The sequence below is a fragment of the Paenibacillus sp. JT31N11 genome, from assembly GCF_056269285.1.
This window is the reverse complement of record NZ_JBWDNQ010000004.1, coordinates 494,429-511,822: the sequence shown is the minus strand read 5'-3', so window position 1 is coordinate 511,822 and position 17,394 is coordinate 494,429. Positions and strand designations below refer to the sequence as shown.

General features: G+C 51.9%; 19 protein-coding genes. 3 read left to right on the top strand and 16 right to left on the bottom strand.

Annotated features, from left to right (window positions below; genetic code table 11):
• Window positions 1-170: 170 nt before the first annotated feature.
• Window positions 171-1,127, bottom strand: coding sequence for a phytanoyl-CoA dioxygenase family protein (locus AC0YNV_RS18125; protein WP_475769284.1), 957 nt, complete (start codon window positions 1,125-1,127; stop codon window positions 171-173).
• A gap of 140 nt (window positions 1,128-1,267) precedes the next feature.
• Here AC0YNV_RS18125 and AC0YNV_RS18120 point away from each other — a divergent pair, with 140 nt between their 5' ends.
• Window positions 1,268-2,176: an AraC family transcriptional regulator gene (locus AC0YNV_RS18120; RefSeq protein WP_475769283.1), complete on the top strand. Its 909-nt coding sequence runs from the start codon at window positions 1,268-1,270 to the stop codon at window positions 2,174-2,176.
• A gap of 144 nt (window positions 2,177-2,320) precedes the next feature.
• Here AC0YNV_RS18120 and AC0YNV_RS18115 read toward each other — a convergent pair whose 3' ends face one another.
• Window positions 2,321-2,539 (bottom strand): hypothetical protein, encoded by a 219-nt coding sequence (locus tag AC0YNV_RS18115; RefSeq protein ID WP_210037345.1) that lies wholly within the window; start codon window positions 2,537-2,539, stop codon window positions 2,321-2,323.
• 184 nt (window positions 2,540-2,723) lie between these two features.
• Complete coding sequence (locus AC0YNV_RS18110) at window positions 2,724-4,598, bottom strand: beta-L-arabinofuranosidase domain-containing protein (protein ID WP_475769282.1); 1,875 nt, start codon at window positions 4,596-4,598, stop codon at window positions 2,724-2,726.
• 183 nt (window positions 4,599-4,781) lie between these two features.
• On the opposite strand from AC0YNV_RS18110, the gene AC0YNV_RS18105 reads away from it, so the two are divergent.
• A complete protein-coding gene (locus AC0YNV_RS18105) occupies window positions 4,782-5,633 on the top strand; it encodes a helix-turn-helix transcriptional regulator (RefSeq protein WP_475769281.1) in 852 nt (283 codons plus the stop codon).
• A gap of 184 nt (window positions 5,634-5,817) precedes the next feature.
• On the opposite strand, the gene AC0YNV_RS18100 is transcribed toward AC0YNV_RS18105, so the two are convergent.
• The 13 genes from AC0YNV_RS18100 to AC0YNV_RS18040 all read right to left on the bottom strand — a co-directional run bounded on the left by AC0YNV_RS18100 (window position 5,818) and on the right by AC0YNV_RS18040 (window position 16,630).
• On the bottom strand, window positions 5,818-6,048 hold the full coding sequence (locus tag AC0YNV_RS18100) for a hypothetical protein (protein WP_475769280.1): 231 nt from the start codon (window positions 6,046-6,048) through the stop codon (window positions 5,818-5,820).
• Window positions 5,982-7,349: a methyl-accepting chemotaxis protein gene (locus tag AC0YNV_RS18095; RefSeq protein ID WP_475769279.1), complete on the bottom strand. Its 1,368-nt coding sequence runs from the start codon at window positions 7,347-7,349 to the stop codon at window positions 5,982-5,984. The genes AC0YNV_RS18100 and AC0YNV_RS18095 overlap by 67 nt, the downstream gene beginning before the upstream one ends.
• Window positions 7,304-7,621 carry a PDC sensor domain-containing protein gene (locus tag AC0YNV_RS18090; RefSeq protein ID WP_475769278.1) on the bottom strand — a complete coding sequence of 106 codons (318 nt, stop codon included), beginning with the start codon at window positions 7,619-7,621 and terminating at the stop codon, window positions 7,304-7,306. The genes AC0YNV_RS18095 and AC0YNV_RS18090 overlap by 46 nt, the downstream gene beginning before the upstream one ends.
• A gap of 79 nt (window positions 7,622-7,700) precedes the next feature.
• Window positions 7,701-8,870: a cation:proton antiporter gene (locus AC0YNV_RS18085; RefSeq protein WP_475769277.1), complete on the bottom strand. Its 1,170-nt coding sequence runs from the start codon at window positions 8,868-8,870 to the stop codon at window positions 7,701-7,703.
• A gap of 3 nt (window positions 8,871-8,873) precedes the next feature.
• Complete coding sequence (locus AC0YNV_RS18080; RefSeq protein WP_475769276.1) at window positions 8,874-9,365, bottom strand: cation:proton antiporter regulatory subunit; 492 nt, start codon at window positions 9,363-9,365, stop codon at window positions 8,874-8,876.
• Window positions 9,366-9,435: 70 nt separating this feature from the next.
• Entirely contained in the window at window positions 9,436-10,524 is a 1,089-nt protein-coding gene (locus AC0YNV_RS18075) for a GerAB/ArcD/ProY family transporter (RefSeq protein ID WP_475769275.1), read from the bottom strand.
• Window positions 10,525-10,556: 32 nt separating this feature from the next.
• A complete protein-coding gene (locus AC0YNV_RS18070; protein ID WP_210037339.1) occupies window positions 10,557-10,775 on the bottom strand; it encodes a hypothetical protein in 219 nt (72 codons plus the stop codon).
• A gap of 2 nt (window positions 10,776-10,777) precedes the next feature.
• Window positions 10,778-11,980, bottom strand: a complete 1,203-nt coding sequence (locus AC0YNV_RS18065) for a Ger(x)C family spore germination protein (RefSeq protein WP_475769274.1) — start codon at window positions 11,978-11,980, stop codon at window positions 10,778-10,780.
• Window positions 11,977-13,509 carry a spore germination protein gene (locus AC0YNV_RS18060; RefSeq protein ID WP_475769273.1) on the bottom strand — a complete coding sequence of 511 codons (1,533 nt, stop codon included), beginning with the start codon at window positions 13,507-13,509 and terminating at the stop codon, window positions 11,977-11,979. The genes AC0YNV_RS18065 and AC0YNV_RS18060 overlap by 4 nt, the downstream gene beginning before the upstream one ends.
• A gap of 113 nt (window positions 13,510-13,622) precedes the next feature.
• Complete coding sequence (locus AC0YNV_RS18055) at window positions 13,623-14,579, bottom strand: aldo/keto reductase (protein WP_475769370.1); 957 nt, start codon at window positions 14,577-14,579, stop codon at window positions 13,623-13,625.
• A 120-nt stretch (window positions 14,580-14,699) separates the two neighbouring features.
• A complete protein-coding gene (locus AC0YNV_RS18050; protein WP_475769272.1) occupies window positions 14,700-15,542 on the bottom strand; it encodes an AraC family ligand binding domain-containing protein in 843 nt (280 codons plus the stop codon).
• 192 nt (window positions 15,543-15,734) lie between these two features.
• On the bottom strand, window positions 15,735-16,004 hold the full coding sequence (locus AC0YNV_RS18045; protein WP_210037334.1) for a 50S ribosomal protein L33: 270 nt from the start codon (window positions 16,002-16,004) through the stop codon (window positions 15,735-15,737).
• Between the two features lie 173 nt (window positions 16,005-16,177).
• On the bottom strand, window positions 16,178-16,630 hold the full coding sequence (locus AC0YNV_RS18040) for an Hsp20/alpha crystallin family protein (RefSeq protein WP_475769271.1): 453 nt from the start codon (window positions 16,628-16,630) through the stop codon (window positions 16,178-16,180).
• A gap of 267 nt (window positions 16,631-16,897) precedes the next feature.
• On the opposite strand from AC0YNV_RS18040, the gene AC0YNV_RS18035 reads away from it, so the two are divergent.
• The gene (locus AC0YNV_RS18035) at window positions 16,898-17,266 is read left to right on the top strand and encodes a hypothetical protein (protein ID WP_475769270.1); all 369 of its coding nucleotides are present in this window, start codon (window positions 16,898-16,900) and stop codon (window positions 17,264-17,266) included.
• Window positions 17,267-17,394: the final 128 nt, after the last annotated feature.

Genomic DNA, 17,394 nt, shown 5'->3' with positions numbered 1-17,394 from the left:
ATACGCAGCACAAAAACAAATTAACCATACTATACCAATTTTAAACTTTAAGACCCAAGGTTCGCAGGAACTAAATTTACCTGATCCACGATTTGGCAATCAGAAACCAACACAAGCAAAACACCGCCCCGCGATTCAATCACAGAAGCGGCGTTCACCTTAAGGCAGCGCTAACAAATCTTATCCTTCTGCCAGCGTATCGACTCGTCGAACGAAGTATACTCGAACTGCTCCTGCTTCCAGTAATACTGCAGCTCCTTGCGTTCCCAGCCCTCATACAGCTCATCCCAGCTGAAGGGACCATGGGGCAGGAGCGAGGCATGCTCAATCGGATTCTCGACGGACTGAAACCGGAAATCGCAGGACAGCCTTACGCGGCCGGGCTGCTTATTGGGCAGCGCCTTATGAACCGTCAGGCTGTGGAAGGTAATGAAGTCGCCGGTTTCATAATCGCCCTCTGCCCATTCACAGCCCATGCCGCAAAGAATCGACTCCAGGCCTCCCGCCCCTGGATTGCCGGTCACTCCGAGCAGGCCGGCCTTGTGGCTGCCTTCGAGAATGGACAAGCCGCCGAGCTCCCTTGGCACGTCGCCCAGCGGGATCCAGCACGTCCAGGTGTCATAATCGCCCTGGATATGCAGAAAATCCTGATGAGGCGGCGTTGCATGCGCAAACCGGTGCGGCAGCATAACCCTTGCGATATTGCGCGGATGCGGAATCACTCTGGCGCCGAACAATACCTCGTACAGGGAGAGCAGCTTCGGCTCATGGGTCAGGGCATGGAAGGTCTCCAGCTTCTGCACGGCAAGATAAACCTCGTACGGCACGCCGACGCCGTTCCAGTTCGCATCCTCCTCGCTCAACCGGTCAAGCGCGTCCAGGTCGGCATAACCGCTCATCAGCGGATGGCCGGGATCCAGCAGTCCCTGCTCCTTAAGAATCTGCAGAATGGCTCTGCGGACATTCAGAATGCTCTCTCTGGCAAAAAAACCTTTGAAAAACAGATATCCTTTCTCATTCGCCTTCTCCAGCAGCTTCACGGGCTGCTCCAGAAGGGGCGTCGCATCCTCAAATTTACGGGTTGCCGGCATCAAAGCCGTGTCCTGAAGCGGGTTGCTGTCGCTCATAGAGGTACCCCTTTCGAACAGATAATTGTTCATTGCCGATTTCTTACTTACACTATATGCTAGTTGCATGGGGTTGTATTTGTTTTGCTCAGACGGATTTTTAACGTTTGCCGACTTTTATATCGAAGGGGGTATTCGATGTGGGATTGAAGGCCGCATGCCTGCAGTGGAACGAGCTGACGCCTGTCGTTTCATATGCCAATCTGTATACAGGCGATCCAGGAGGCGCATTCGGTCCGCGGTATATTGCGGATTATCAGTTTATTCTGGTCGTTTCCGGGAAGGGGCAAGCCGTCATTCAATCCGCAGCGTACGAGGCGAAGCCAGGGGATTTATTTTATTATGGGCCCCATGTTGTCCATACCTTTACAGCCGACCCGCAGGACCCGTTCATTCTGTACGGCATCCATTTCTCCTGGCATGCTCCGCTGCCTGCCCGCGGGGGCGTCAAAGCGATATCGGTCATTGAAGTGGACTCAGATGAATCCCCTGCGCCAATACCAAATACCATGATGATTAAAAGCGTCAAGGAAGAGGATTCCCTGATGCTCGGGGATAAGCAGTCGCTTCATCTGGATCGTATTGAACCGCGGTTTGCCAGAATCGTGGAGCTTTACCGGATGGATTATGATTATATCCCCCTCCTGCTGAGATCATTGTTTCTGGAGCTGATCATTTCCATCAAGCAGGGGGAGCAGCTTCCCCATCTGGGCCGTGCCACCGGCAGTCCAATCGTCCGTCTCGTTGCCGAGAAACTGCATCGGCATGCCGAGGATAAATATGACAGGGGCTGGCTCGAAACATGGACCTCCTACCATCCCGATTATATCAGCAGGGTTTTCCGCAGGGAGACGGGCCTTGCGCCTTATGATTATTTTATGAAGGAGAAGCTTGCGCTTGCCAAGCATGCGCTCATTCATTCCGATGAACCTCTCGCCCGGCTTGCCGACCGGCTCAGTGCCGCCTCCATTCATGCGTTTACCAAATGGTTCAAAGAGCATACCGGTCTGCCGCCGGGCAAATACCGGCAGTGGAGCCGGATGATCTGATCCTCTTGCCGATCCCTGGGCTAACCTGCAAAATAAAACCGGCCCCGTGTCGTTGGACATGGGGCCGGTTTTATTTTGCGTGTCTCAGGTAATGCGGATATGTTCCCATCCTATCAACTAATGGAAGGAAGGCAGCGTTTATATTTAAGCGCTGCAGCCTTCGCATTCATAATATTGATCTCCGGTCGTTGTCCGTACTTCAAGCAAGTCGCCAAGCTGGATATCCTCAACCTCCGAAAATTCGAAATCGGCGATTTTGAGCAGCACTTTCGCGCGCGCTTCCTCTTCTGTTTCAGCAGACCAGCTGAATTCACCTTTTTTACCGGACGATTTCACTTCAAAAGCGAACAAATATCGTGCCATATGGGCCAGCCTCCTTCTTGTCATCCATTCGTCTTACTCTCTTATTATACCAAACCTTTGGCCATAAGTGCGCCTTTTTTCTTCTGAATGGACTTTATTTTCATATATTAAACGGAAATAGTCAAGAATAAACGGCTCTTGCCGTCCACTGGCGGCTGCGTTCATTTTTTCCCATAAAATCCTGTTAGCGCGTTCCTGGCTTTCGCTTGCCGATAAGGGGAAACTCCCCGATCCGCAGCTTTGCGCTGCCGTATGGAACAAGAGCAAGCTCCATTACAGGCTGTCCCTCCGTATCGGGATGAAGAGGCGGCGTTCCGGCGCTGTTGCCCTCCATCTTCCATTCGCGGACAAGCTGGCCGCTTGCCTTCAACCGAACGGGCGCGTTCGCCGCGTCGAAAGGCTGGTAAGGAATATCCGCCAAGCTTACTTCATAATCCGTATCGGAGAGAAGACCGTATTTCCATGCCGAACCCGGGTAAATCTCCCAATCGTGAAACATCTCGCGTCTGGTGAGCAGCTGCCAGTTCTCCTGGATCGGAAGTGCATACACCAGTGGTCCGCGTTCCACACTGAACGCGTATAAATTACGCGATACGGTCTTGACCTCCATGGGGAGAAGAAGAAGAAGCCTGTCACAATCTCCCCACTCGCGCTCTACTCTCGCATACCCATTCACAGACTGAAGGACCACAGGTTCACCGTTCACTGTCAGGACAGGCGACGTGCACCATTCCGGTATGCGAAATGAAATCGCAAAGCGCTCCGGCCGCGCAAGGGAGATCATGATGGCGACCTCATCCCGGAATGGATAATCCCCGCTGACTTCCAGCTTCGCTTCAACCCCTGCCCCTACCTGCGTGCTGATTGTACAAGGCGCGTAGGATACAGCAGCCAATCCGCCTTTGCCGTCCAGCATCCATAAATGGGATGCCAGCTTGGGCCAGCCCTGATGCATATTGGCCGTGCAGCAGCCGAAATGCGGAGTCAGACCAAACAGGTTGGCATCGGGTCCGTTGCTCCAGCTGCGCGGTGCGATATTGCAGACTATCTGGTTCACCTGCTGATCATATTGATGTGAAGTCCAGTCTCCGGAAATCGCCGCAGGCAATGCATTAAATGCGACCTTCTCCAGAATGTCACCGAATCTTCCTTCACCGAATATGCGTGTCAACTGCTCCATCGAGAACATGTACTCCACAACGGCGCAAAGCTCCACGCCCTGACTCGGGTGGGTGCCGGAGAGCCATTCATCGCCGGAGAACATGCCATGCGCTTGTCCATGATAGGTCATCAGGCTGTCAATACCGCGGTGCACGGCCTCCCGCTCCAGAGGCTCACCGCTGAGTTCGTACAATACCCCGGGTGTTTTGATCCCCATCGCCACGTTGACGACATGGGTTTTCCAATCCCATTCCTCCACCTTGCGCCAGAACGGAAAATCGTGGAATACCTCCGTCCAGTCTATGGTCTGCCCCGCTACCTGCCGGGCCAGCTCAAGCAGGAAAGCGTCGTTTGTTCTTTTGTACAGCCATTGAATACTGAGCAGCATTTCCGCACCGCGGGCCTCAGCCCATCCCTGAAGCGGGTTCTCTGTGATCGTCGAGTGAACATATTTGAAGAAAGACGTGAGGAACGGTATGATCCTCGTGTCGCCGACAGCTTCGGCATGCTGGGTCATGACCTTCAGCATGATCAAGTAATGCCACCAGTCCTGTCTCTTGTTCACATCATTATTGACCGTTTCAATGCGTTCCGGCCCGAATGAGCCGTCTTCCTTCTGGCTGGCAAGCGACCACTCTACCCAGCGGTTCGCCTTGGCGATCAATTGTTCATCCTCCAGGAGGTAAGCCAAGGGCAGCAGCCCATCAACGTAATAAGGTCCCCGTTCCCAGCTCTCGCCCTTGCCGCCGAGCCAGCCGTTGTCCGCACCGACATCGGCCCACTGCTCATCCAGATGTCCCGTAAAGCCGTCCGCTTGTATCCGCAGCTGATTCCGCAGCCAACCGGCAGGTTTGATACGTCCAAGCGGCAGCGCTTCAAAAGCCGTCCTCAGGTTCATTGCCATCTCCCCTTCCCGCTTATGCATTCCTGCTCGAATATAACATGTATGGCATGAAATTCAGATATCCGAATACAACCGGTTTTTATCCAATCACAACATCATGAGAAGTGCCTTTCTTTTGCGTGAACAGCGGGAAGAGCTTATTATAGAGGAAGCTCATTTAAGAAGGAGATGCTTGTCATGCTCCAATTCATCTCTCCACCCATGCCGCATTTTATCGTCTGCGGCGAAGATACCTATCCGATCGGAGGCAGGCACCCGAGCCGATCCGGTATTGGCGTATTCGACCTGCTGGTCGTGACCGGAGGATGCCTTCATCTGGAAGAAGCGGGAGACGTCTATTCCATTTCAGCAGGGCATTTCGTCCTTCTCCGCCCGGATCGAGCCCACCGGACGACAACTCCTTGTGAGGAACAAACCCGCTTCTATTGGCTTCACTTTCAGACATTCGGTTCATGGAGCGGGGAGAAGGAGCCGCAGCCATTCACTCCCCCGCAGCAGGACTATTCAGATATGCAGACGGAATCGTTCGCCTTCTATCTCCCGAGGTTCGGAAAGCTGCTTGATCCCGAAGCGATGACCGACCGGATCAGGCAGCTCCAGCTGCATCAGATCCAGCCGTCTGTCTCTGCAAGGTGGACTCAACAGCAGCTGTTTCAGGAGCTTCTTCTGCAGCTTCAGGAGGAGAGCGGCATGTCCGCCGCCAGCCCTTATCTGGCCATTGCCGACGAGGCGGCAGCATTCCTCAGGCGGCATTACAAGGAGCCGCTCGGCTACAAGCGGATGTCGGAGGAGCTTCATTTTCACGCTAATTATATCGCCGTCTGCATGAAGAAGGCTCTTGGCTGCACACCGCTGGAATATGTAACCCGCCACAGAATCGAACAGGCCAAACACATGCTCATCCACAGCAATCATGCCATTGGCAAAATCGCCGAGGAGACGGGTTTCGGCTCCTTCCCTTACTTTATCCGCTGCTTCAGCCGCTATACCGGGTTCAAGCCCAAGGAGTTCCGGATGCGATTCCGCTAGAGCAAGAAGAAACGGCTGTCGCCGTCCGCTGGCGGAGCAGTTGGTTATCTTCCCTCAGAAAGGGAGCTAAATATGGCGGGTTTTAACCTTTCATCCTATTAAAAAACCCGGAAACCGAAATGAAATGCCCTGGCAGGCATTCATTTAAGCTCCGGGGGGGATGGTTGCTGCAGGTTAAATTGATCTATGTTTGAAATACCTTGACCAGCTCCTTAAGCTCCCGCATCATCCGGTTAAGCAATTGGGCCGATGAGGTAATGCTGTCCATAATCGCTGACTGCTTCTCCGACGAGCTGGCCACGGTCTGGGAATTATCCGTTGCGACTTTGGATATGCTAACCATACCGTCTATGGAGGCGGTAATTTGCTCCGTTCCCGCAGAAATTTGCTCTGTCGTCGCGGAAACCTCCTGCATTTGCTCCGACCCTGGCGGACAGAGGAACGGATTGTGGCAAAAGCCTCGCCAACATGCTGCATCTTCGTTATCCCGTCGCTGATTTCCGTCACGTTCTTCTCCATGGAATCCACCGCCTGGGTGGAGGATTGCTGAATGGGCTCAATCAGTGTCACTATGCTGGATACCGAATCCTTCGTCTGTTCGGCCAGCTTCTTGACTTCGTTCGCCACGACAGCAAAGCCTCTGCCTTGTTCTCCCGCCCTTGCGGCTTCAATAGATGCATTCAATGAAAGCAAGGCCGTCTGGTTGGAAATATCCGATATCACATCTATGATGTTGCCGATTTCCTCGGAATGCTTGTTGAACTGGGTGATTACAGAGGCGGCCTGATCGGCTGCCGTGCCGATTACATTCATTTGATGGATGGCGGAGTCGATCTGATCATACCCCTTCTCCACCTCATCCGTCACATTGCCGGTCTGCTCGGAAATGTTTCCCGATGATTCGGCAATACGCTGAATGCCCACTGCCATTTCCTCCATGGCGATAGAGGATTGCTCTGCGCCTTCCAGCTGCGTCTGAGCCCCGCTTGCCACCTCCTGGATGGATGCGGCGATATAGGCGGCTGCCTTGGAGGACTGCTCGGCCGATTCCAGAAGCTCCTCCGAAACCAATGTCACCTGATTGATTGTATGATTGATTTTCATGACGATCCCCGCAAGCGTATCGATCATGGCGTTGATATTTCTACTCATGTCGCCAATTTCGTCCTTGGAGCGGGTGTCAACCCTCTCGTTCAGATTGCCTTCCGCCACTTTCTTCATCGTAGCCGATATGTTCAGCAGCGGCCTGACAATGATTCTGGTAATATAAATCGAGACCAGCACGATCAAAAGCAGAACCGCCGCCACCGCAATGATCGCGATCGTCTGCGCTTTGGCCGCCGCTGCGTACAGCTCGCTTGTCGGCGCAGAGACGATCAGCTTCCAGGAGGTATTGGGGATACTGTCATAATAGGTTAACATTTCTTTTCCATTGTTATCCTTGTATGTGATGCTCCCGCTGCTGTTTCCCTGAACGGCTGCGAGCGCCTTCAGCGCGCTTGGGCTTGTCTCGAACTCGGTAATCTTTTTGCCGATCCGCGTTGTGTCGGCATTTGTATAATACTCACCAAGCTCCAAAATGATATAACCGGTACCCGTTTCCCCTATTTTGATGCTATCCGTCAAGGCTGTAATCGTCTCGGGGGACACTGAGGCCGAGAGCATTCCGGTCACATTCCCCGAGTCATCCAGGATCGGAACGGCAATCGGAAGCACATAAGCGCCTGTTTTTTACTCACGATCATATCCGAAATGACCGGCTCCTTCGTTTCCAGCACCTTCTTGAAATATTCCCTGTCGGCAACGCTGATCGAGACATTGTCGACGCCGATGGCATTGCCTTTGAGATCAATCAGATTAAAGCCGCTGACCTGATTATCGCTTTCATCCAGGATTTTCAACAAGGGCAGCAGCTGTGCGGGCTTGCCTGCTGCGAATTCGGGATGAACCTTCAGCAGCTCCTGCATCGATGATATCTTCAACTGCATCCAGTCGTCGATTCTGTCGATATTCAGCGTAGCGATTGCGTGCTGGAGTCCAGCCTCCCTTTGCCAGCAGACCCTAACATTATTTTGTCCCTGCGCGCATCTTCGATCCGGCAGGTTTGCCAAGCAGCTTCCGGGTAAGCCACGGGGCGAGCTGGAACAAAGCAATCCCCAGGATAACTGAGCCCAGAACGAACAAGCCGGACAGCAGCTTGATGGAGCCGGCCGCGAGACTTGCGATTACGACCGAGAATTCTCCCCGGGTGGTCATAGACAGCCCGGCCCGCAGAGAGGCTTTCTTCGAAAGGCCATACCACTTTCCTCCGTAATAACCCGTGATGATTTTGGCCGCCGTCGACCATAAAAGCAGTGTAATAAACAAACCTATGTATGGAATTTGCTCGCCGAGCGACACCGTTGTGCCGAAGTATACAAAAAACAAGGGCAGCAGCAGGTCGCGCACCGGCAGTATCTTGGTTTCGATATCTTCCGTTTTCCTAACGCCGGACAGCATCATCCCCGCCAGGAAAGCTCCAAGCACTTCAGACAGACCCAAATAAACGGCAAGACCGCCGTAAGTCAAAGCCAATCCGACCGTCAGAACGATATAATAATCCTCCGAGAATATCCGGTCGAAGAAATCATGCAGCCTGGAGAACACAAATCTTCCGATAAGAATGGCTCCTGCCGCAAGCAGCGCGACTTTGCCAAGCACCAGCAGGAAAAAAGCCGGCGATAGATCCTGTCCCTCCACAATTCCGATGAGCAGCGCGACAAAAAGAGGCGCAACCAGATCCTCGAATATGAGCAGGGCGAGCATAAATTCCGACTCTGCGTTCGCCATCCGCTTGGTGCTCTGCATCAGCTTGGCTGTTACCGTTGAACTGGTAGCAAATACCACGCCGCCGATCAGCAGGGAAGGTACAAGCTCCAATCCGAAAGCAAAGCAGATGCCAATGGTAACAAGCAGATTAAGGGCAGCATCAAGCGTTCCGGCCGGCCAGACCTTCCCCGCAATCGATTTCAACCGGCCATAGGAAAATTCCAGACCCAGCAGAAAAAACAGCAGGACGATGCCAAACTCACCCGCCGAATGAAGCAGATGGGAATCGCGCAGCCAGACTCCGGCCAATATCCCGACCAGGATATAAAGAATAATACCCGGAACCCGGAATCGGGCTCCGGAAATTGCAGCCAGGTATAAGGAGAGGAGAAGGATACCCGCTCCCAGAAGCTGCGGCAAATGCTCCATCGGCTAGAGTCCCCCCAGACCTTTGCATACCTGCGCCAGCTTTGCGATCTGTTCATTGCTTCCCAGCATCATAAGCGTGTCTCCGGCTTGTATGACGAAATCCGCATCCGGCACGGCGACTACCTCATCACCGCGCACAACCCCGGTTATAGAAGCACCGGTTTTGGTACGGATCTTGGATTCCCTGATCGGTTTGCCGGCAAGCGCGGAGTTCGGACCAACCTCCACCCACTCGATCATGATTTTATTTTTGAACATTCTCATTTGGTCTAGATCCACCGGCTGATAAGTCGCCCCAAGCAATTGAGCCCCGAGCTCTCTTGTTTCATCCGCTGTCAAGGAGAAGCCCGTCCTGCATTCCTCTTCGTCCTCGTCAAAAAAATAAAGCTCCCGCAAACCGGTATGGTGAACAATCAGGACAACCTGATCGTCATTCGCTGTCGTCATGGAAATTCGTTTGCCGATGCCCGGCAGGTCACTCATTTTGATCTTCATGCTTGCGCCTCCTTAGATTTTCCCGATGGCATATACCCATATTACCACAGGAACAACCGCTGGCAAGCACCTACGATGCCTTCTTCTTCCGGATCAGGGAGACCAGCAGCAGCAGGGCGGGTACAGCGACCAGAAACAATGTAGCGAAAGCGGACCAATAAGTGATTAGAAAGTATTCCACATAGATGATGTTCGTATAACAGGCGAGCGACAGCACAATCATCCCGATCGCCAGCGGCCACAAAAATACCCTTCTGTCTCCGATGCCGGTCACCTGGGAGAAGCCGATTATGCTGGAATGGAAAACAAGCGTAATTTTCAAAAAAATTGAGCAGACCCAAATAAAAATCATCAAGCCCTCGATACGCTCGATAAACCGGCCGAACTTGATGTTCTTGGCCAGCGTATAGACCGGATAGAGGTTGTTCGCCGTTAAGGCGTCTCCAAGCACGCCTATGCTGCCAAGGGTAGTAAGGATCAAGACAAATCCGCCCAGCGCCGTGCCAATCGCAAACGCATTTTTCCGTCCCTTGCCCGAAACGACAAACGGATAAACCATGAGCAGCACCGCCATCTCCTGAAACGCAAAAAAATGGCTCCCTCCGTCAAGAATGGGCATCAGGCCAAATTCCAGTACCGGCCTCAGGCGGCCAGAGTCGAATATGGGCAAAAGCGGAGCGGTAAATAATACCAGCAGCAGGACAACCCATATAAACAGAATCTCGGATGCGCGCGAATATCCGGTAAAGCCCTGGCGCACGACCAGCACAATGCAAACCACAAACAATATCTGCAGCGCTTCGATCGGCGTTTCGGTCATAATCTGCGAGGTCATGAAGTACCCCATATCTCCGAGCATTAATGCGGCAAGCAGGTAGCAGAACAGCGTGAACAGCAGCCCGACCAGCTTCCCGGCCCATTTACCGAGCAGTGTCTGGCTGTACTCGACCAATGTTTGGCCGGAGTGGCGTTCTCCCAGAACAGCATACAGCCAGACAAGGACCAGATTGATGGCAATCCCGGCAATGGCAGCCAGCCACGCATCCTGCTTGGCGGCGAGAGCCAGCCCGTTAGGCGCAATCAGAATCGAAGTGCCGATCATGAAAAAGAACGTTAATATCGTAAAAGCCCGAATGCTTATACGCTCGCTTCCAATCATGGTACCCCTCCCTCGATCCGATTGCTTTCATTTCAATGCCCCGCCCACTTGAACAAGGCTTCAATCCCAACCAATGGATTAGGAATCGGCACATGGAGCTTCTGGGCAATGAACAAGCCGCAGGCGGCAGACAAAAGCACGATGAAAACCGTTACTTCCAGCTTGCCTCCCTTCTTCCGGATAAGCCTGATTTCAAAAATAGAAATCACGCATGCCGCCAGCAAAATACCAAATATGCTACCCGCTGCCATTTTTACTTCCTCTTTTCCTCTTGAACGGGTTGAGCGGTGCTTCCGATCTTCCTCATATCAACAATGGAATGGATATGTACTTTAACGTCAGGAAATACAGTGTTCCAATCTTTGATCCGGTGCCACATGGCAGGCTGCTGGCGGTGAACCTCCTGGCCAAAACCGAATATATCCGAGCGAAGCTTCTTCTGGGCATGCTCAACTCCCTTTTCCAGCAGCTCAATGACTTTCTTTTCTCCCGCCTTGCGGAATATATCAATCGTCTCCACTTTGTTCATATCCAATTGGCATTCCACATCGGATATGTCCTGCTGAAGCCGGACCGTTGCATCAATGACAGGCAGCTGACCTTCGCGTCCCACTTTGATTGTCGTCTTGGAATGCGTTATATCAAGCGAAGCATATCCGCCATCCGGGCATTGAACAACACCAAGCGTCTGTCGGACGGAATCCTGCAAATAGTTGAGCGCCTTTGTCTGGTCTTCATCCAGCCAGCCTACCATCCGTTCCCCCTTAAAAGCGGCCATTCCCTCGTATTCCAGAATGGCCGCAGGCTTGATGCTGTTATTGTTCATCTGTCTGAACCCCACTTCTTTATCGCCAGCGATTTGAATAGCGGTCATAGTCGGATTCTTGCCGGTTGTCATCAAGTCCATCAACAGGCGGTCAAGTGAAAGTTGGCCCGTTGCCGCCCATAGATTATCGGAATTGCTCAGCTTCATGTACATATTGTTTGCCGGTATCGGATCCATGGAGCTGAAGGTGCTCAGTATCTCTTCGGGTTTCGAGTCTTTAGCCACTACGATGAAAAAATCATTGCGCATCTCGGGATTGCGGGAAATATAATCGATAGACTTATTGATGCCTTGACGAGCCAATGTCTCCCCGAACACAACCATCCGCAAGTGGGAAAAGTACAAGCGCTTGGAAGACAGCAGCGATATTTTACGAATCGCTTCCGGCACCGTTTGGCCCGTATTGGCATAAGTAACAACAGGCTTCAGGATGTTTGACATCCCGTAGCGCGTTGACACCTGGCCTGGATTAACAACCTGAACAGATACTTTGTAATCCTCGCCCTCCTTGTCTATCCCGATCCCGACAACAATCGCCAGCTCATTGAGCTCATGGCGGCTCCAGCAGCCTGAAAGCACAAGCACCAGACATGAAACCGCCGTCAGCTTCCACACATGCCGCAGCGTCATGACTCGCTCTCCGGCCCGTCAGCATAATGCTTTTGCCGCACACGATTCTTCGTCTTCATGCTTCCGGGGCGCAGTTGCATCCAGGGAAGGGGCACCCGGAACAGGCTGTCCTTCTGATCTTTAAAATGAATGGGGGCCATCGGTGACATGTAGGGCACGCCGAATGACTTGAGATTGCATAATCGCACCGTAATGAGAATAATCCCGAGAAACACGCCGAATAGTCCGAACGTGGCTCCGAGCGCCATCAGGCCAAAACGCAGAATCCGCGCCGCTATCCCCATATTAAACGCAGGCATTACAAAGTTGGAAATGGCGGTGATCGACACGACGATAACCATCCCTGCCGTAACCAGTCCGGCATCTACAGCAGCCTGGCCGATGACTAACGTTCCGACGATCGATATGGATTGTCCGACTGTTTTGGGCATCCGGACGCTCGCTTCCCGCAATATTTCGAAGGTAACCTCCATAATGAGAGCTTCCAGAAAAGCGGGGAAGGGCACGCCCTCACGCTGGCTTGCCAAATTAAAAATCAGTGTCGTAGGCAGCAGCTCTTGCTGGAAGGTTGTAAGCGCGATGTAGATGGAAGGTGTCAGCATGGTCAGATGGAACGAAATAAACCGGAGAATCCGGATCAAGGTGGCAAAATCCGCCCTTTGATAATAATCCTCCGGCGATTGAAAGAACTGGACAAACAGCGCCGGCACGACCAGCGCAAAAGGGGTGCCATCCACCAGAATGGCCACCTTCCCCTCCAGCAGCTGAGCCGCAACGACGTCCGGCCGCTCCGAGTTGAATACGGTCGGAAAAGAAGTTAACTGCTTGTCCTGTATGAATTCCTCGATATAATTGCTTTCCAGAATGGCGTCGATATCGATACGGTCGAGCCTCTTCCTTACTTTTTCAAGCACATCGTCATTGACGATCCCTTTCACATAGGCAACCACAATAGTCGTTTGCGTTTCCCGCCCGACTACACGGGATTCCATCCATAGATTGCGGCTTTTGATTTTTCTGCGCAGCATGGCCGTATTCCAGCTAAGCACTTCGCTAAAGCCTTCGCGCGGTCCTCGGACGACCGATTGAACGCTCGGCTCCTCTACCGGACGGGCTTTAACATCAACCGTGTCGACGGCGAGCGCTCTGTGCGTCCCGTCCAGCATCACGATGCAGTAACCCGCCAGGAGATAATGAAAGAGCTCCCCGAGGCTGAAAATATCGATAATATTGGCGTCAGTGAGTATGCTTTGCTTCATGGCATCCATGCACTCAGAAGGCTGCAGACAGAGACTCCCTGCAGTTTCGGTTTCGCTGAACAAATCGCTGATCTTTGATTGCAGGGCCGATATCCCTTCCGTATAAACAACGCCGGCGTGAAGCATGGAGCCGTCCGACAGCCGCTTTTGAAAAGTTCGGGTCTTGATATCAAAGCTGTTTCCAATTTCACGTTTAATGTTTAACAAATTTTGTTCAAGAAGGTCGCTCAGCTTCTCATTCGCGTCTTGGGTTTCGTTGGGTTCCATCATCGGTGTCACTCGCTTCCCGTTCTGCTTCAGCTTTTAACAGCTTCACCGATGGATGGACGGTTTAAACCTTGCCCGCCGAAAAACATGAGAAAGGAAGCTTCAAAGGAACCGGACTATTCGGCCAAAATTTGCTCGATCCGCGCAAGCTCCTCATCGGTGAAGGATAGATTGCCCACAGTCCCCACGGCATCCTCGATTTGACTCACCTTGCTCGCTCCAATTAAAGCGGAGGTGACTTTGCCGCCGCGGAGCGTCCAGGCCAAGGCCATCTGGGAAAGCTTCTGGCCGCGCCCGGCAGCAAGCTCGTTCAACCTGGCCACTTTCCCCAGTACAGCTTCAGTCAGATCGTTCGGACTCATGAACACACTCGGCCCGGCAGCTCTGGAATCTGCAGCAATCCCGTTCAAATACCGGTCCGTCAATATCCCTTTGCTGAGCGGGGAGAAGGCGATTGAGCCGATACCCTCCGCTTCCAGAACATCAAGCAGCCCATGCTCCGGATTTCTGGCCAGCATGGAATACTGCGGCTGATGGATCAGGCAGGGTGTGCCGAGCCCTTTCAGAATTCGGGAGGCGGCAAGCGTCATTTCCGGTGAATAGTTGGAAAGGCCGACATAAAGCGCTTTGCCCTGACGGACAATCAAATCAAGCGCCGACATCGTCTCCTCAAGCGGCGTATCGGGATCTGGACGGTGATGGTAATAAATATCCACATAATCAAGTCCCATCCTGGTCAGGCTCTGATCGAGACTGGCGACCAGATTTTTCTTGGAGCCCCACTCTCCATAGGGTCCGGGCCACATGTAATAGCCCGCTTTGGTAGAGATGATGATTTCATCCCGGTAGGGTTTGAGATCATCCTTCAGAATCTTCCCGAAGCTTTCCTCGGCAGAGCCGGCGGGAGGACCGTAATTATTCGCAAGATCGAAATGAGTAATACCCAGATCAAAAGCTCTTCTTACCATTTGCCTTCCATTCTCTATCTTGTCAATTCCTCCGAAATTATGCCAAAGCCCAAGTGAGATGGCAGGGAGCTTAAGACCGCTCCTTCCGCTTCTCCGATATGTCATTTTTTCATAACGCTTGGCATCCGCCTGATAAACCACATGAATCACTCCTTTTGTATTGTCTACTATATTGTAAGGATTAGAGGAGGCTTGGCCTATAACGCAATGGAAGCCTTATATGGATTAATGTCCGATTGTCTTATATTCTTCCCGGTATCTCCTCGGCGGGATTCCCTTCACTTTCCTGAACATGCGGGAGAACAGCAGCGGATCCTGATACCCTACAGACCGGGAAACCTCGCCAACCGTCAGTTTGCCGGCAAGAAGCATCTCGCAGGCTCTTTCCATCCTGTAATGCAGCAGATATTCACGTGGCGGTATGTCCAGCGCCTTCTTGAATATCGCGCTCAAATATTTGCGGTTGAGCCCCAGCCTGTCCGCATGGCTGGCGAGCGAAATGTCCTCGCTGTAATGGCTGTGCAGAAACTCCAGCGTCTGCTGAACGTACTCCTCCTGTCTGCCTGAGAGGGTGGAGAGCGCGCCTTCAGTCCCGCTGGATTCCAGCAAGGCAGCCAGGAACTCATAGAATACAGACATCAGTCTCAAATCGAAGGCGGGACTTGCAGAGTCTGCTGCTGTTAGTTGATCGTACAGCACGGGCATGATCTTGTTATCCATGACAAATACCGGCTGCAGATCGGAGAGCTGCGTCCTGTCCAGCAGCCCTGGAACGTCCGTTCCCTGAAAACCAATCCAGGAATACGTCCAGGGATCATCGGCATCCGCTTCATAATAATAGACGACATGGGGATAAATGAGAAAAGCCTGCCCGGCCGCAAGCTCAAACGTATTGGCTCCCCGGCGTACGATTCCTTTGCCCTTATGAACAAAATGGATTTTGTAGATATCCCGTGTTCCCGGTCCCACTGCATGCCCCGGCAGACAATCCTCCTTGCCCCAGAATAGAAGATGCAGCCTGGGCGGGGATTCCGGCTGAGGAGCCGGATTAAATTGATATGTAGCCATTGAGTCGAATGTTCCCCCTGATCTGCAATATGGAATAAGAAGCCATTCAAGCATTATTAGAATTATGTATGTTGATTATACCAGTTCGCGGCGAGTCTCATCTTGGGCCTTGAAGTACTTTCTTATTTGCCGAAAAGAAGCGGCAGCCGCCTCCCGCACCTCATACTGCCCGAGAGAACAGCCGCCATTTTTTTAGAAAAAGAAAGGGTCCCCGAATCCGCCAAACGGACCAAAGCCAAATCCGCCCCCAAAACCAAAGGGTTCCGTGCCAATTGCCAGTAAATCAAACAGCACTAGTGGAAGAAACGCTTTTGTTTTTACGTTTTTTCCTTTTTCCTGTGCAATAATCAAGCGGTTTCCCTTGATCTGAACCAGCTTGCCGGAAACCATCGAACCGTCCTTTTTCAAGGCGTAGACCTGTTTTCCGCAAAGCTTCCTGGCCTGCTCTCTGCTCACTGCCATCTGTAAATCCTCCCTTATGAAGACGTTAGTCCAGGATAAGAAGCGCAGCTTGATTGATGCCTGCAGCTCGTCTTCCTGTCTATCATCTACTTTATGCAAGCCCTGATAGGAAGGATTGTATATTGCTAGATTTGTATGTTTGGATGGTAGGAAGGTTCATAAGGGATTTCAGCCTACAAATCGTAAATAAAGATCTCTTTTTCCTTTAATCGCTTTAAGGATTTTGGCAAGCGGATTTCAAGAATGCCTTTATGAATTTTGGCATGGCAGCCTCTTGTTGTCACCTGTGATGGAAGCTGAATAGAAAAATTTTTGTGATTGGCTATATTCGATAAACGAACCCGCTGGTTGTTGACATGAATCCGGATTTTGAAGGGATCGACTTTCCTGGGAACCTTCCAGCGGACGAAAACGGATTTATGGGTCTCGAATACTTTGGCCTTCTGTGCCGGCTGCGCGCTCATGGGAAACGACTTGGTTACCATTGACTGGATTTTTTCCCCGACCTGCTCCATATAGGCTTCGACCTTATCGTTGTTATTCGAGGCGGAAAATATAGATTCTTCTCCAGTAAAGGACTGGAGGAACTTGCTCCAATCGAAAAGTTGATTCGGATTAAAATTCATTCCAATCCCTCGCAAGTATTCGTTTTTGCTATATATTATGCGCCGCAAGGGCGAATCGACACACCTTATGCCAACCGCTCCCGTTGGTTCCCCCATATAGCGGGCCGTCAAAACAACCGGCGAACATATCATGGCGATGGACCATATTTAAGCCCAGGTAGTTAATCAACCATACCGATTGCCGGCTCCCGGCATATCTTGTCATGATCGTCCTTATTAAGGGATTAACGAAAGTATAACTAATCATGTTAAAAGGAAGTGATTGAAGTGCAAAGAAGCAAAAAAGCCAAAACCAAAGCTTTTCTGCCGACCCAGGGCGGACCTTCGAATGCCCTCGATCAGTCGGCTGCGCCACAATCCCCATCTGCTCCGGTATTTGCCGCTCAAGCCCAGAATCGAGCGGGCGGTCTTGACGGGATCATGTCCATGATGGGGAAATTTCAACAGATGTTTGGTTTTTTCTCGCAGATAGGACCGATGTTTAAAATGTTCAACTCCTTCATGGGACCGACAGCCACGATATCGAACCGCACTCAAAAAAATACCGGTACCGGGAAAGGAAAATCCCAGCACCGGCCACGTGCAGCTGCGGCTCAATACCATAAACAGGTCAAGAAACGCAGCAGAAATCGATAATAAAGCATCAGAGCCTTGCATTGATTCCCTGATGTGAGGCTTTTTTGTTTTAGTACAAGAGGAAACGGTCTTCGCCGTTTAACCCTCCCTATATTTTCAAAATAAAATTGCGACGATCGTTCGCCGGC